15 protein-coding genes are annotated in these 13,693 nt (G+C 51.2%); 4 read left to right on the top strand and 11 right to left on the bottom strand.

Translation table 11 applies throughout. The annotated features are described in order from the left end of the window. Positions 1-211 precede the first annotated feature (211 nt). Entirely contained in the window at positions 212-958 is a 747-nt protein-coding gene (locus tag Q8O77_RS14025; protein WP_305554305.1) for a triacylglycerol lipase, read from the bottom strand. 32 nt (positions 959-990) lie between these two features. Further along, positions 991-1,593, bottom strand: coding sequence for a HutD family protein (locus Q8O77_RS14020; RefSeq protein ID WP_305554302.1), 603 nt, complete (start codon positions 1,591-1,593; stop codon positions 991-993). A 249-nt stretch (positions 1,594-1,842) separates the two neighbouring features. Between Q8O77_RS14020 and Q8O77_RS14015 the strand changes: the two genes are divergently transcribed. Further along, on the top strand, positions 1,843-2,220 hold the full coding sequence (locus Q8O77_RS14015) for a hypothetical protein (RefSeq protein ID WP_305554299.1): 378 nt from the start codon (positions 1,843-1,845) through the stop codon (positions 2,218-2,220). Between the two features lie 66 nt (positions 2,221-2,286). Here Q8O77_RS14015 and Q8O77_RS14010 read toward each other — a convergent pair whose 3' ends face one another. The 5 genes from Q8O77_RS14010 to Q8O77_RS13990 form a co-directional block, all read right to left on the bottom strand. Next, positions 2,287-3,324: a S9 family peptidase gene (locus Q8O77_RS14010; RefSeq protein ID WP_305554296.1), complete on the bottom strand. Its 1,038-nt coding sequence runs from the start codon at positions 3,322-3,324 to the stop codon at positions 2,287-2,289. A gap of 230 nt (positions 3,325-3,554) precedes the next feature. Next, complete coding sequence (locus Q8O77_RS14005; RefSeq protein ID WP_305554293.1) at positions 3,555-4,022, bottom strand: GNAT family N-acetyltransferase; 468 nt, start codon at positions 4,020-4,022, stop codon at positions 3,555-3,557. A gap of 125 nt (positions 4,023-4,147) precedes the next feature. Further along, positions 4,148-4,765, bottom strand: coding sequence for an FKBP-type peptidyl-prolyl cis-trans isomerase (locus tag Q8O77_RS14000; protein WP_305554290.1), 618 nt, complete (start codon positions 4,763-4,765; stop codon positions 4,148-4,150). 103 nt (positions 4,766-4,868) lie between these two features. Beyond that, positions 4,869-5,159 carry a YfcL family protein gene (locus tag Q8O77_RS13995; RefSeq protein ID WP_305554287.1) on the bottom strand — a complete coding sequence of 97 codons (291 nt, stop codon included), beginning with the start codon at positions 5,157-5,159 and terminating at the stop codon, positions 4,869-4,871. Position 5,160: 1 nt separating this feature from the next. After that, complete coding sequence (locus Q8O77_RS13990) at positions 5,161-6,291, bottom strand: ATP-NAD kinase family protein (RefSeq protein ID WP_305554284.1); 1,131 nt, start codon at positions 6,289-6,291, stop codon at positions 5,161-5,163. Positions 6,292-6,532: 241 nt separating this feature from the next. On the opposite strand from Q8O77_RS13990, the gene Q8O77_RS13985 reads away from it, so the two are divergent. Both Q8O77_RS13985 and Q8O77_RS13980 read left to right on the top strand, forming a co-directional pair. Continuing rightward, a complete protein-coding gene (locus Q8O77_RS13985) occupies positions 6,533-8,605 on the top strand; it encodes a methyl-accepting chemotaxis protein (RefSeq protein ID WP_305554281.1) in 2,073 nt (690 codons plus the stop codon). 18 nt (positions 8,606-8,623) lie between these two features. Next, a complete protein-coding gene (locus Q8O77_RS13980; protein WP_305554278.1) occupies positions 8,624-9,301 on the top strand; it encodes a TorF family putative porin in 678 nt (225 codons plus the stop codon). Here the strand turns inward: Q8O77_RS13980 and Q8O77_RS13975 are convergent. Genes Q8O77_RS13975 through prmB form a run of 3 tightly spaced genes read right to left on the bottom strand, consistent with a single transcriptional unit; the run spans position 9,291 to position 12,541 of the window. Next, positions 9,291-10,451: an MFS transporter gene (locus Q8O77_RS13975; RefSeq protein ID WP_305554275.1), complete on the bottom strand. Its 1,161-nt coding sequence runs from the start codon at positions 10,449-10,451 to the stop codon at positions 9,291-9,293. The genes Q8O77_RS13980 and Q8O77_RS13975 overlap by 11 nt on opposite strands. Positions 10,452-10,468: 17 nt before the next feature. Then, positions 10,469-11,572 (bottom strand): chorismate synthase, encoded by a 1,104-nt coding sequence (aroC, locus tag Q8O77_RS13970; RefSeq protein ID WP_305554272.1) that lies wholly within the window; start codon positions 11,570-11,572, stop codon positions 10,469-10,471. Between the two features lie 18 nt (positions 11,573-11,590). Next, positions 11,591-12,541, bottom strand: coding sequence for a 50S ribosomal protein L3 N(5)-glutamine methyltransferase (gene prmB / locus Q8O77_RS13965; RefSeq protein ID WP_305554269.1), 951 nt, complete (start codon positions 12,539-12,541; stop codon positions 11,591-11,593). Between the two features lie 53 nt (positions 12,542-12,594). On the opposite strand from prmB, the gene smrB reads away from it, so the two are divergent. Continuing rightward, positions 12,595-13,137, top strand: a complete 543-nt coding sequence (smrB, locus tag Q8O77_RS13960) for an endonuclease SmrB (RefSeq protein WP_305554266.1) — start codon at positions 12,595-12,597, stop codon at positions 13,135-13,137. Between the two features lie 2 nt (positions 13,138-13,139). Here smrB and sixA read toward each other — a convergent pair whose 3' ends face one another. Then, complete coding sequence (gene sixA, locus Q8O77_RS13955) at positions 13,140-13,628, bottom strand: phosphohistidine phosphatase SixA (protein WP_305554263.1); 489 nt, start codon at positions 13,626-13,628, stop codon at positions 13,140-13,142. Positions 13,629-13,693 lie beyond the last annotated feature (65 nt).

Raw genomic sequence — 13,693 nt, 5'->3', positions numbered from 1 at the left:
GAGGGATAAGAAAATAGTTATAAAAATCAGGACTAAATTACAAACGTTTTGTAAATACTGTGACTTAAGTTGTAAGTCTGGAGCGAGTTACTCTTTATTCAGGATAAGGTCTCGTCTTTTACCCACCCCCTCAAAAACTACCGAACAAGATTATTAAACTTTTTATTTGCTGTTATATTTAAAGGGACAAAAATCATGTAACAGAATTAAATCAACTTAGCTTCGGCTTTAACTGCGCCGGGCAGGTAAACTGCTGTGCGTTGTCGCCGAAAAAGCTGCCGCTGCGCAAAAAGTGCAGTACCTGATCTATAACCTGTTGCCGTTTCATCAGAAACGGATGCGATACTTCTACCGTAACCAGTGCGCACATGCCTTGTACTTTAGTGTTTTCAACCGACACCTTGCCATCGTCCGGGTTAGGCAAAAACGTAGACAACATAAGATTAATAGAGCTGGTACCGGCAATTACGCCCAGCTCAAAACTTACCGGCCCCAGCTGTTTGGGTATATCTTGCGCGCCGGTACCCAGCTGCATACCGGCCGGGCCGTTATACGCCTCAAAACCCGGCACATCTTTTAAATTGTCGACTACCTGACTGCCCTGATTTGGCGGCCCCATCATCACTACGCGGCCTAAATTTGCAATTACATTGTCCTGCAGATATTGGCGCAGCAAAATGCCGCCCATAGAATGGGTAACAAAATGAATAACACGGCTTTGTTTTGCGCTGCACTGTGCCAAGGCCGGTGGAATAACCATTGGCGCTAATACTTCAATGGCATGCTCTCGTGAGGGATAATCAACATTCACAGTATGGTAGCCGGCATCATCAAGCGCTTGCTGCATGGTTTCCATTGCACCTGCGCTGCGGGCAAGGCCATGCAACAGCACAACGCAGTCTTTAGCCACACTGTTAAACGATATAAGCAGTAAAACAGCTGACAATGTTATTCGCATAGCCTTCCTTGTGTTGCGTTACTACGCATTTATTAAAATTTTCCCGTACTGTTGCCGCATTGCGCATCGGATATGCCGATTATTATTACCTGCGCATTATCATTACTGCTTAACTGCACGTTACCCGTTTCATCAATCAGATTAAGTGTATGCTGCGCTTGCAACGTTATGTGCTTTGCGCCAGACACCGCATTTATGCTGCCGCTGGCCACATACAACAGCGTTTGTGGGCTTAGCAGCAATGTTTGTACAGCACTGCCAATTGTCAGCACTTGCAACTGCGCCTGCACAGCACCGCGGCGGGTCATCAGGTTAAAATCCCGCACTGCGCCATCAAGCAGCGTGCAGTGAATGGCAGTTTCACCGGCAAAGGAAAACGGCTTAAGCGGCGCATCCAGCAGCTGCGGATTAGCGCCAACACCATGTAAACAAAAGCCCCCGCCTGTAAGCAGTAAAATTATGCGGTCGATGTTATCAAAGCGGGAGAACGGGCCGTCGCTGGCTACTTCTGCGATGGATAAACGCCATAACAGCCCGTGCTCGTCGTCCTGCCGGCACAGCTGATGGGTAATGCCGCCACCGTTTTGCCAGCGCTGGGTTTGCCACTGCGTCGGCATGATCAGCTCGATACTCATATTGCCTCAATTAAATACGTTAGAAAATGCGCTCATCACGCTTTACCGGTAATCCTGAATTGTGCTTAGCCATTGCTTAAGCGCGCCTGGCTGTTAAAATCGAGCAATGTCTTGCGCAGTGCCGTTGGCATATGCCAGCTTATCACCACAAGGTAATGCTAAATGCAGCTTAAACCAATAAATTTTATGAATAAACTCAGATTATGATATATGGGTACAGGCAGGCCGAATGCCTGTAAGGATCAGAGATTGAAAAAAGCCATGTTGATTACCTACGGCATCAGCTATTCAGCATTAGTACTGTTTAACGCGTTTTGGACCTTATCGCTTGAGGGAAGCTCCGTGTTAGCTGTTCTGGTAAGCCTGCTCTTCCCCGCAATATACTTAACGGGGCTTTGGGGTTACACCTTTGAGCAAAAAATAGGCTCAGCAGCAATGTGGCGTGTGTTTTTCTTTCTGCTGTGTTTATCAACCGCCTCTGCACTGCTGATTGAGATCATCATTTCCCGCGGTACATTTATAGTTTTTACAGCATTTAGTGTGATCTTCACCATGCCAATGTTGTATTTCCTGTACCAATATAGCAAAGGACAACAGAGCTTTTGGTTGAATTCGACGCAAAGCTAACTGCGCAAAAAGTGCAATCCCTGATTAACCAGCTGTTGCCGTTTCATCAAAAATTGCTGCAATAAACTACTTGATGTAGCGCGAAAACCACTGGATCAGCTCTTCTCTTGCTTCATCTTTGCGGCCGACTAAATCGTGGTCGCCGTCTTCAAAAATTCTCATCCTGAAAAACCTGTTGTTGTTGATCAGCTGTTCAGAAAACTTCATTGAATGCATAACGTTAACCGTTTTATCATCCCGGCTGTGCATCAGCAGTATCGGCGCTGTTGATATTTGCTCTACCCATTTAACCGGTGAAAGCCTGTTAAATACCTCATCCGGGTTGTCTTTGTAGCCATCAATCAAAGAAATATTGTTTTGTATTCCGGCTCTGTTGCCGGCCCAAAGCCTGCTGTCTGTAACGCCGTTCACTGTCGCTATGGCAGCAATTTTTTGTGGCCGCTCTTTAGCAAGTTGCCAGGTTGTCAGCCCACCGCGACTGACGCCATAAACCCCGACTTTATCTGATCTGAGCGCAGGAATACTTTCAATGATGCTAAATAATGCTGTTATTTCATTAATATTATCTGCGCCATATTGCTCATCTTTGCGATAGTTGCTGGCAATTATGGCAAAACCTTGCTGCGCTATCGGGAACAACTCGTATGCCACATGGCCAAAAACTAAACTGCCGAGGTTGCGCGTGCCCCCTCTGTTGTAAATGATGACCGGGATCTTTTGCTCTTGCTTAAGGCTATTTTTCGGCACAATCAATACGCCATGTATTTCTTGTCCGTCGACTACATAGGTCAAAAATCTACAGTCAAGATTCTCTTTCGCCGAGTCAAAACTTGCCCTTTGAAACGTTGTTGTAAAATAAGTCTCGAAGTTTTTTATTTCTTCAGCAATATTTTCAACGCCTTGGCGCTTAAGCTGCGCTTCTTTTCTGGAGCGGACAAATTCCAGCCAGGAGTCATATGACGAAAATTCAGCACTAAAGCAACTATATTGGTGTTTTATACTTTTAATGTTTTGTAAGTATAACGCCGGCTGGGCTGTGTATCCTTTGAACGAGATGACGGCCGTTGAAAACAGCAGCGCTAAAGTAAGAAAACCAACGTTCATTGTTACCTCCGTGTATGGATCCGGGCACGGCATCAGGTGTTACTTCTGACTTACCGTTAGCGGGAAATAGGTTAGCTGAATTTAAACTGCCTGTTACATTTACCGAAAAATCAAACGCGGTCAAGGCTTTATTTGTTGCATATATTAAAGGCGCAAACAGGTCGAACGTCGGGTTAGGCGGCTTGGTTATGCAGGCTTTGCCGACAAAGCTCAGGCATTACATCTGCTCTTTACCCCTGGCGTTTTTCCATCAGAAAGTTGGTTAGTACTGCGCCGCGCACTTCCTTTTGCTGTTGCCTTACCACCTCAAAGCCATAATGCTGAAAAAACGGCTTAGCGGTAATACTGACATCGGCATAAAAGCGTTTTACGCCATAGCGCTTGCCGGTTTTTAACAGGTGTTTCATTAAGGCTTTGCCCACACCCTTGCCCTGATGCGCCTGGTGGCAAAAGAAAAAGTCGATATAGCCATCACTTTGCACATCGGCAAAGCCGACAATCTCATTATTGTGCAGAGCAACAACAGGCTCGCTTTGCGCCAGGCGTGCCGCCCAAACATTGGCATCGTAACGCTGCGGCGCCCAGGCCTCACGTTGCTCCAGACTGTAATCGCGTTGGTTAACATTATGCACGGTATTATAAAACAGCTCGCGCAGCAGCGGCTCTTCGCCGGGTTGATAAGGACGAATTTGATACATAGGTCACCTGTTATTACCGGCTACGCTACATGCTTACCGCACAGTATGCTTTGCCGGATGTTTTGCACAACTATAAAACAACAAAGCCCTGCAATGCAGGGCTTTAGTTAACTTAGCAGCTGCTGTTACAGGATAGCTAACAGTTCTACATCGAAAATCAGTGCACTGAACGGTGCGATAGCATTACCGGCACCGCGCTCGCCGTAGGCCAGGTTGTGCGGGATATATAAACGCAGTTTGCTGCCCGGTGACATCAGTTGCAGCGCTTCAGTCCAGCCGGCGATAACACCTGATACCGGGAATTCTGCCGGCTCACCACGCTGATAAGAGCTGTCAAACACGGTGCCGTCAATTAAGGTGCCGTGGTAGTGCGTGCGTACGGTTGAGTCGCGTGATGGTTTTTCACCTTCAGCGCCTACCAGCACTTCGTACTGTAAACCTGAAGCAGTTACGGTAACTTCAGCACGCTTAGCGTTTTCTGCCAGGAAGGCTTCACCGGCACCGGCTAATAATTCGGCTTTTTCAGCCTGCTCAGCTTGCATACGCTCGCTAATCACACCAAAGGCGGCACGAATTTGCTCATCGGTAACCGCAGGCTCTTGTTCGGTATAGGCAGCGATAACACCGGCAGCAACGGCATCAATATCTAAACCGTCAAACGGGTTGTCGGCCAGTTGCTGGCCCATTTGTAAACCAATACCATAGCTGGCGTGCTGTTCAAGCGTTGTGTATTTATCTGACATGAGTTCCACTTATGCTGACGAAGCGAATGGTGTTGCGTTCCCCATCGCTTCTGGTTAAAAGTGCGCTTATGCTAGCGCAAAAACGCGCGAATGTCTTGCCACCTCAGGCGGCCAGTTGCTGTACCCGCAACCAGATGGCATTAACGTGTTGCTGATCTTGCTCGCCCAGCTCGCCATTTTCAATGGCTTGCGTAAGGGTGCTGCTAACCTGTGCTACCACATCGGCGGCGCTGAACGGCTCAGCGGCCACTTCCAAAGTGCCGACGGCTAAATCGAAATGGCCGCGTAAATAGCCCGAAGCGAACAGTTCATCATCGGTGGCTACCGGCACTAAAGCATCAAACAAGCCGGCTACGGCGTCGATAAAGCTGTCCGGTACTGATACTGCTGTCATATTATTCCTCGTCGTCATAGCCTAAACGGTACATTACGTAGTCGTTATAGCCGGTGACTATATTGATTAACCCGGTAAGCTGCTTGTCCAGCGCGCTGTCGCCGGTGTCGGCCAGTAACGGCCGGCCGTTCAGCTGTTGCAATTTGGCTTTGCCGGCCAGCAAAATAATGTTGTCGCGGCCAACCGCGCGGATCACCGCCGGTGATAACTGCTGATTACCGCGGCCAAACACATGGCCCTGGCCGCCAATTAAAGTGATCACCAATTTGCTGGGATAACCTTCTACCAACGCCAGTAACTGTGCGGCGGTAACATCTTTGGCGATCAGTTCACCATTTTCCACCACATCAACACCCAGCAGGGTGTTGTCCAACCCCAGCTCAGCCATTACCGCCGCCACGGTAGAACCGGAGCCCATTACGTAGCGCACGTTATCTTCCATTTGCGCGGCAACGTAAGCGGCTAAATCGGCCAGTACCAGCTCTTCAGACTCGCGCCCGGCCATTTTCACGCTTTGCACATAACGCAATTGCGCCGGAATGCGCATTTCACCAAAGCGGCGCGCTTTTACCACACCGTCGCGAAATGCCTGCTCGTCGATATCCATTACCGCCGCTTCTGCCAGCGACACCAGCTCACCGGCTATTAACTTTGCCACCAGCTTACCGGCCGCCTGCGGCGATATAGCATACACACCGGAATGAATTTTCACCCCAGCCGGAATACCCAACACTGTGGTTTGCTCACCTACCGCGGCGCAGATATTACGCGCTGTGCCATCGCCACCGGCAAACAGCAGTAAATCAACGCCATGCTCAGCCAACAGTTTGGCGGCGGTTTCGGTGTCCTGTGGCGTGGATGGTGTGCCTGCGGCCCGGTACAGCAGCTGATACTGCAAGCCAAGCTGTGCACAGACACTCTCACCCATATCACCGGCTACGGTAAAAACTTCAAACTGCCCGCGCTGCGCCAGCAATTCTGTCAGCGCCGTTTTGGCGCGGTTCATCGCCTGGGGCGTGGCGCCCAGTGCCAACGCTTGCGCTGCCTGGCCGTCGGAACCTTTTAACCCCACACTGCCACCCAGGCCGGCCAGCGGGTTAATGATCAGCCCAAGCCGGAACAAATTCGCCATACTGCCGTTCCATCACCTGAAAAAATGGCCGTCATTGTAATGCCTTCCCCCGGGCTTTCCCAGCCCTGCGCCGTTAATGCCGGCATAAAACGCTGTGAAACGGCGATATTTCAACAACAAAATTGCGTAAGCCGAAACCGTCAGCTTTACTCATTAACATAACCGGCACTGTGTGTTTTTCAGCAGAGGTATAACGATGTTATTGAATTCCCTAAGATTTAAACTAACTGCCGGGGTAGCAATGCTTATTGCTATCAGTATCGGCAGTATGACACTGATAGGCTGGTACTCGATGAGCAGTTCCGGCGAGTCTGCCGTGAATAATGTACGCCAGTCGCTGGGGCAAACTGCACAAACCATCTTAACTGCTGAAGCGCGCGTAACTGCACTGGAAACCGCAGCGTTACTGAACCGCAACTATGATGTGGCAAAAAACCTCGCCAGCCTGATGGCCAATACCGCCGCCGGCAGTGGCCAAGCACCCTATAATCGCGAGCAGGTGCAGGCATTAGCCGGACATTTGCTGCAAGCTAACCCGGGCGTATCGTCGATTTACACCCAATACGAAGTAAACGGTTATGACAACCGCGACAGCGAATTTAGTGCCGCCAACCCACACAGCTCAAAAGACGGCACCCTGGAAGTGTATTGGATCCGTGAAGCGTCCGGCCTGAAGTTTATTCAAACGGAAGACCCCGGTATTAAGTACCTGGATAAGCGCAACGAGCTGGGTCTGCGCGAAGCTGAATGGTACCTGTGCAGCCGCGATACGCTTAAACCCTGCCTGATGGAGCCGTACATCTTTGAAATTGAGCCTGGCAACAGTGCGCTGCTTACTTCGCTGGTGTATCCGGTTGTAAGCAACGGCCGTTTCCGCGGTGTTGCCGGGGTAGATATGAACCTGCCGGTATTGCAACAAGGCCTGATGCAACAAGCTAAAACGCTGTACGACGGCAAAGCGCAACTTTATCTGCTTACCGGCCGCGGTATGTTACTGGCCAGCAACCGCTTTGCCGATAAAATCGGCAGTGCAATGCCAACACTGGATAACGCGTTATATCAGCGTTTGCAGCAAGCCGGCAGCGATGTGTTTGAATTTGAACAACAGCTGATAATAAAAAGCCCGATCCGTATCGAAGCCTCTGGCTCAGAATGGTTCAGCGTGATTGCAGTACCGAAAACATTGGCACTGCAAGCAGCCGACGAGTTATCAGCACAACTGGCCGCAGACGGCCGCAGTACCACCCTTACTATGGTTGGCTTTGGTGTACTGCTGCTGCTGGTAGTGATGGCACTGCTGGCCATTTGGCTAAATGTCGCCACGCGGCCCATCGGCAGTATGAGCAAACTGATGCATCAACTGGCCGGCGCCGAGGGCGATTTAACCGTACAGCTTTCTGCCAACAGTCACAGTGAGCTGAATCTGATGGCCGACGGTTTTAATGCCTTTGCCGCCAAGTTGCGGGACATGATCCGCTCATTAAAAGGCGCCTCAGGTGAATTGCAACAGCAAAGCCGACAACTTGTTAATACTATTGATAAAACCAGCCAGTCTACCTCGATACAAGCCAGTGAAATTCAAAATGTGGTAACGGCGATGCACCAGATGAGCGCCACCGCCAATGAAGTTGCCAACCTGGCCAGCAGCACCGCCAGCGGTGCCCAGGAGTCGATAGCGGCACTGGATGAAGCCAACCGCCTGTTGCAAAACACCGTGGAGGAATTTAAAGGCGTAGCACGGGACTTTGACAGCAGCAGCCAGAAAGTGGCGGCCGTTGCCAGCAGCAGCCAGGAAATTAACCAGATCACTGAAGTTATCCAGGCCATTGCCGAGCAAACCAATTTACTGGCGTTAAATGCCGCCATAGAAGCCGCCCGCGCCGGAGAGCAAGGCCGCGGTTTTGCTGTAGTGGCAGACGAAGTACGCTCGCTGGCGGCCCGCACCCACAGTTCAACCGATCAAATTAAAAAGCTGATTGACAGCCTGCAGCGTCAGGTGAAAGACACGGTGGCGCAAATCAGTGTCAGCACCGCCAGTGTAGATAAAACGGTAACCGAAGCTGAGGTGGCCTACGACAAGCTGTCACATGCTACCGCCGGTATGTCGACCATTGCCGACAACGCCTTTCAGGTTGCTGCAGCGGCAGAGCAGCAAAACCAGGTCAGTGAAGAGATAAACCGCAATATCACCGCCATCGGCGACGCCACTCGTGAGCTGGAAACTCTGGCACAGCAAAACCTGCAAATCAGCAGCGCCATTGATACCGTGACTGCACGCATTGACGGCCAGTTAAGTAAATTACGTTGTGACTAACCCCTGAAGGAGCCGGCAATGCATAAATTTATCCTGCCACTATTGCTGCTAAGCGGCAATGCGGTGGCCGACAGCAGCTGGAGCTTTACCCTGACCGGGGCCAGCAACTATTTGTTTAACGGCGTTAGCCAAACCGATAAAAATCCGGCCTTGCAACCCGGGCTGAACTGGGACGCCGGCAACGGCTTTTATGCCGGCAGCTGGGCATCAAACGTTGATTTTGGCGAAGGTACCAAACTGGAATGGGATGCTTATATTGGCTACTACACTGAGCTGGCAAACGGCCTGGGCATTGATGCCGGCTTTGCTCAATACACCTACCACGGCATGAGCAACAGCAATAAACTGAATTTCCCCGAACTGTATTTAAAGCTGACCCATTCAGGCTTTAACCTTAACCTGTGGTACAGCTACGATTACTTTGGTTTTGGCGGCGGCCACTATGTCATTATGCTGAACAAAACCATAACGCTCAGCGATAACTGGTCGTTATTGCTGGGTGTTGATCGCTCCACCTCGACCGATACCGACAAATACAACTGGGAAGGCGACAGCAGCTTTGAACACTGGCAACTAATGCTGCAAACACAGTACCGCGGTTTAGATATCGCCTTTGGTTACCATGATACCAGCCTGCAAGACCGCTGGGGCAATGCGGCATTACTACTTACTGTCAGTAAAACCTTCAGTTGGTAGTGCCGTTGACAGGCCTGGTGCCCGGTAACGAAAGTGCCAGCACGGTTGCGGCCAGCGCCAGCAAAGCAGCAATACTGAAAGTTAAGACCGCACCGTTGCCGTTTTGCCATAACACGCCGGAACAATAAGCGCCTATAGCCCCGCCACCGCCAAAGATCACCCCTGCGTACATGGCCTGGCCGCGGCTGCGTAGTTTTTTCGGGAAAAACTGCTGAATAAACTGCATGGCGCAGCTATGAGCAATGGCAAAGCTGCCGGCGTGCAGCAACATGCTGAAACATAACCACCAGACATTGTCTGCCATGCCGGCCAGCAAAAACCAGCGCAATACCGTTAAGCCGTAGCACACTGTTAACAGCAGGCGGTAACTGCGGTTACGCATTAAACTGCCGGCAAAATAAAAGGCGACAATTTCGGCCGCCACTGCCAGACCGATAAACAGCCCGGTTTGGGTACCGCTGTAACCCAGATCACGGCTGTACAGGGTAAAAAAGCCATAAAAAGGCGCAAAGCTCATTTGCAGCAATAAGGCCGCTAACATAAAACGCAGCAATACGCTGTTTTTTATCAATTTGCTAAACGGCACTGTCGCACTGCTCAATTCAGCGCTTACCGTTACCTTGGGTAACAGAAATAAGCTGGCTAACAGCAGCAACAAAAACAGCAACGCTGATAACGGCAAAAATTCGCTGCCATAACGCTCAAACAGCCAGCCGCCCAACATCACCAATACAATATAACCGACACTGCCGGCAGTGCGGATACGGCCGTAGGCGCGGGTATCGTCATTTACAAAGGCAAAGGTGGCCACTTCCAGCTGCGGCAAAATGGCGGTCCAGAAAAAACTGAACAAGGCAAAACCGGCCAGCAATGGCCAAAAGCCGTGATCGGCAAAGCTGCTGAGCCAGCCGATGGCTGCCAGCAGCGCACCGGCGCGCATTACCGTGAGCGGTTTACCGCTACGCTCTGCGACTAAAGCCCATACAGACGGCCCGACAATCCGGCTGGCGGTAACGATGGCCAGCAGCAAGCCGATATCGGCCGAGTTTAAACCGCGGCCATCGAGAAACAGGCCGAAATACGGCACAAAGATGCCCAGTACACCAAAGTAAGTAAAATAAGCCAGCACTAAGGCTGGCCGGGCGGACATACTAAACATACGGCGGGTTAGTCTCTGCTGTTGCGGGCAATATCAGGTGTGGCTACCTGCACATGCATATTTTGCGCGCGGTGGCGCAAATAATGGTCCATCAGCACTATCGCCAGCATGGCTTCGGCAATCGGCACAGCGCGAATGCCGACACAGGGGTCGTGCCGACCTTTGGTGACAATATCTATTACTTCACCACGGGTATTAATGCTTTTACCCGGAATGCTGATACTGGAGGTGGGCTTAAGTGCCATACTGACCAGTAAATCCTGACCGGAAGAAATACCGCCCAGGGTGCCACCGGCATGGTTAGCACTAAAGCCCTGCGGCGTTAATTCATCGCGGTGGGTTGAACCACGCTGCTCTACCACGGCAAAACCATCACCAATTTCTACCGCTTTTACCGCGTTAATGCTCATCATGGCATGGGCAATATCGGCATCCAGCCGGTCAAACACCGGCTCGCCCCAACCTACCGGCATATTGGTTGCCACCACATTTACCCGGGCACCGACAGAGTCGCCGTCTTTTTTCAGCTGGCGCATATACTCATCCAGTGCTTCAAGCTTGGATGGATCAGGGCAGAAAAACGGGTTGTTATGCACTTCGTCCCAGCTTACCAGCTCAGCTTTTACCGGGCCTAACTGGGCTAAATAGCCGCGAACTTCAATGCCGCATTGCTCAAACAGGTATTTTTTGGCAATGGCACCGGCAGCTACCCGCACGGCAGTTTCCCGCGCTGACGAGCGGCCACCGCCACGGTAATCGCGAATGCCGAATTTATGCCAGTAGGTGTAATCGGCATGGCCCGGGCGAAACTGCTCTTTAATCTCAGAGTAGTCCTGCGAGCGCTGATCGGTGTTTTCAATCAGCAAGCCTATGCTGGCACCGGTAGTGGTATTTTCAAACACCCCGGAGAGAATTTTTACCGCGTCTTCTTCGCGTCGCGCTGTGGTGTAGCGCGAGGTACCGGGTTTACGTCGGTCTAAGTCCAACTGTAAATCGTCAGCGGTTAATGCCATGCCGGGCGGGCAACCATCAACAATACCACCAATGGCCGGGCCATGGCTTTCGCCAAAAGTGGTGACTTTAAACAATTGCCCTATGCTGTTACCGGCCATAGCTACTCCTTAATACCATTAGTCTTTAAATAAATGCTGGCAGCGTTCAAGCTCGGCTTTACCAAGGGCAAAAACGCCCAAACCGCCGTGCTCAAATTCCAGCCAGTCAAACGCCACGTCGGGGAAATCCTGCTGCAATTGCAGCATGCTGTTGCCTACTTCACATACCAGCACACCACCGTCGGTTAAATGGCTTGCTGCTTCGCGTAAAATACGCCGCGTCAGTGCCAGGCCATCGTCGCCGGAGGCTAAGCCCAGCTCGGGCTCGTGGCGGTATTCGTCCGGTAAATCGGCCATATCTTCAGCATCAACGTACGGCGGGTTGGTCACAATTAAATCGTACTGCGCGCCGGCTAAGCCACTGTAGCCGTCTGATAATATCGGAAACACCCGGTGTTCCAGGCCATGGCTTTCAATGTTCAGCTGCGCCACTTCTAAGGCATCCTCACTGATATCCACGGCGTCGACTTCAGCGTTATCAAACGCATAAGCACAGGCAATGGCAATACAGCCCGAGCCGGTGCACAAATCCAGAATATGCTGCGGGGTTTTGCCGCCCAGCTGACGGCTAAATTTAGCGCCGATAAGCTCAGCAATGGGCGAGCGCGGCACTAACACACGCTCATCAACATAAAACGGCAGGCCGGCAAAATAGGCCTGATGCGTTAAATACGCCGCTGGCAGGCGCTGCTCAATACGCTGTTGCAACAAGCTGATAAAATCCTGCCGCTCAGCAGCGGTTAGCCTGACAGTAAACAGCTTTTCATCACTCAGCGGTGGTAAATGCAGCACATGGCACAGTAACGCCGCCGCTTCATCCCACGGGTTATCAGTGCCATGGCCAAGATACACCTGCGCCTGGTTAAGTTTGCTGACGGCAAAACGCAGCCAGTCATGCACAGTAAAGAGTTCAGCGAGGGCGTCGCTGATCAGCTCAGAGGTAAACAGATTTTCGCCAGTGTCGGACATGATGGATTTAAGCTCTTTTTGTAATAACCGGTCAGTTTAAGTAGACTTGCGCCATGCAAAAGAAAGTTAGTGTAGCATCAACCGGCATCAGTGCCGAAGACAGCCAGCTGTTTCGCCAGTCGATAACGGGCGCACGGCCTATTGCGCAGGACAAGATACCGCCAGTTGCGCCCCCCCGCAAGAAAAAAAGACGTACAGACGTCTCAAGCAAACAGCTTGATGAAAATTTGTTCTGGTTCTCGGATGAATTCGAAGGTTATCTGCCGCAAGGCACCAGCCTGAGCTGGGTACAAAGCGGTGACGATCCGCATTTGGCCGGGCGCTTACGCCGCGGCGAAGTGCAACCGGCAGTGGTGTTGGACTTACATGGCATGACCACCCAACAGGCTAAAATTGAATTAGCCGGCTTACTGGCCTACTGCGAAAAACAGCAATTCAACTGTGCTTGTGTGGTACATGGTAAGGGCCTGGGTATTTTGGCAAAAAAAGTGCCTAACTGGCTTATTCAGCACCCGAATGTACGGGCGTTTCATACCGCGCCGAAAAGCTGGGGCAAGCACGGCGCTTTATTATTATTGCTGAAAACCGCCAGCTGACGTTAAAAACTCAGCAGCGCCAGCTCTTGCGGTGATAACCGCTCTAACAAACGGCCCCCCTGCTGTGGCCGGTAGTCGATACACGCCAACTGTGCCGTGCTGAACACCGGCGCCTGGCCAGGCACAGTGAAGGCTTCCACCAAAAAACTCACCAATGGCATATGCGAGACCAATAGCACCCTGGCATCCGGTTTTTCACTGATGCGGGCATCAAAATAAGACTTAAATAAGGCGGCATCTCCGTCCGGCACCAGCTCAGATATAATCTCTAACTGGCTAAACGGCGCTTGCCTGGCTAACATTAGCTCAGCCGTTTGCCGGGTACGCAAATAGGGGCTTACCCATACCAGGTCGAAGGCTGCATAATGTTGTTGTAGCCACAGCGCCATCTGGTTTACTTCATGCCGGCCTCTGGCGGTAAGCTGACGCTGACTGTCCCGGGCTGACATCGGCTCCGCTTCACCGTGACGCATGATAACGAGATTTACCATTTAATAGACACCATACTGCTCAAGCTTCCCTGTTAACTGATGTGGGCAGATAACATTACGCTGGG

The sequence above is a fragment of the Rheinheimera sp. genome (assembly GCF_030690345.1).
In the GTDB taxonomy this organism is placed as follows: domain Bacteria; phylum Pseudomonadota; class Gammaproteobacteria; order Enterobacterales; family Alteromonadaceae; genus Alishewanella.
This window is presented reverse-complemented; position numbering and strand designations above follow the sequence as displayed.

Bases quoted from the DNA above. Each gene is read 5' to 3' on its own strand.
- Q8O77_RS14000 (WP_305554290.1), bottom strand. From the start codon at position 4,765: ATGTCAGATAAATACACAACGCTTGAACAGCACGCCAGCTATGGTATT.
- Q8O77_RS13975 (WP_305554275.1), bottom strand. From the start codon at position 10,451: ATGTCCGCCCGGCCAGCCTTAGTGCTGGCTTATTTTACTTACTTTGGT.
- Q8O77_RS13990 (WP_305554284.1), bottom strand. From the start codon at position 6,291: ATGGCGAATTTGTTCCGGCTTGGGCTGATCATTAACCCGCTGGCCGGC.
- prmB (WP_305554269.1), bottom strand. From the start codon at position 12,541: ATGTCCGACACTGGCGAAAATCTGTTTACCTCTGAGCTGATCAGCGAC.
- aroC (WP_305554272.1), bottom strand. From the start codon at position 11,572: ATGGCCGGTAACAGCATAGGGCAATTGTTTAAAGTCACCACTTTTGGC.
- Q8O77_RS13985 (WP_305554281.1), top strand. From the start codon at position 6,533: ATGCTTATTGCTATCAGTATCGGCAGTATGACACTGATAGGCTGGTAC.
- smrB (WP_305554266.1), top strand. From the start codon at position 12,595: ATGCAAAAGAAAGTTAGTGTAGCATCAACCGGCATCAGTGCCGAAGAC.
- sixA (WP_305554263.1), bottom strand. From the start codon at position 13,628: ATGGTAAATCTCGTTATCATGCGTCACGGTGAAGCGGAGCCGATGTCA.
- Q8O77_RS14005 (WP_305554293.1), bottom strand. From the start codon at position 4,022: ATGTATCAAATTCGTCCTTATCAACCCGGCGAAGAGCCGCTGCTGCGC.
- Q8O77_RS14010 (WP_305554296.1), bottom strand. From the start codon at position 3,324: ATGAACGTTGGTTTTCTTACTTTAGCGCTGCTGTTTTCAACGGCCGTC.
- Q8O77_RS14025 (WP_305554305.1), bottom strand. From the start codon at position 958: ATGCGAATAACATTGTCAGCTGTTTTACTGCTTATATCGTTTAACAGT.
- Q8O77_RS13995 (WP_305554287.1), bottom strand. From the start codon at position 5,159: ATGACAGCAGTATCAGTACCGGACAGCTTTATCGACGCCGTAGCCGGC.
- Q8O77_RS14020 (WP_305554302.1), bottom strand. From the start codon at position 1,593: ATGAGTATCGAGCTGATCATGCCGACGCAGTGGCAAACCCAGCGCTGG.
- Q8O77_RS13980 (WP_305554278.1), top strand. From the start codon at position 8,624: ATGCATAAATTTATCCTGCCACTATTGCTGCTAAGCGGCAATGCGGTG.